Below are 536 nucleotides of genomic sequence, written 5' to 3' on the forward strand. Positions count from 1 at the left end.
AATTTTAAGGCAAATAATTCGAAATGTGACACTTAAAGGTATGATAATCATGTGCTCGAATTACCTATTTCCAAGTAAAAGAAATTTGATGCTTTTGGGTGTCGATACTAGCCAGTTCGATCTTGAGCTTAAGGATCATGTCTTTCCTTCTTATCACGCTCCAATCATCGTGAATGGCTCAGAACATTTGGAACTTGATATCGCAAAGTTTGGATTACTTCCAAGTTGGGCGAAAGAATTGAAATTTAGCAGCCACACTTATAATGCACGTACCGAGTCTGTAGCTGATAAGCCCAGCTTTCGACACGCATGGAAATACAGCAAGTTCTGCCTAGTCCCTGTGCAAGAGTTCTACGAACCCAAATACATCAATGGCAAGCCATACTGGTACACCATCAAGCGTAAAGATGATCAGCCTTTCACGGTTGCAGGGATCTATGATGATGCGGTGATTGATGGCAATAAGGTACGTTCCTTTTCAATGTTGACCATCAATTCGGATCATCACCCCTTCATGAAGCAATTCCATGCACCGA

At 41.6% G+C, this 536-nt stretch carries 1 protein-coding gene; it reads left to right on the top strand.

Annotated features, from left to right (window positions below; genetic code table 11):
• Positions 1-49: 49 nt before the first annotated feature.
• Positions 50-536, top strand: a 487-nt coding sequence (locus tag MF4640_RS18910; RefSeq protein WP_078390508.1) for an SOS response-associated peptidase, incomplete at its 3' end; no start/stop codon positions are given.

This window comes from Acinetobacter sp. MF4640 (assembly GCF_002018895.1).
GTDB lineage: Bacteria > Pseudomonadota > Gammaproteobacteria > Pseudomonadales > Moraxellaceae > Acinetobacter > Acinetobacter johnsonii.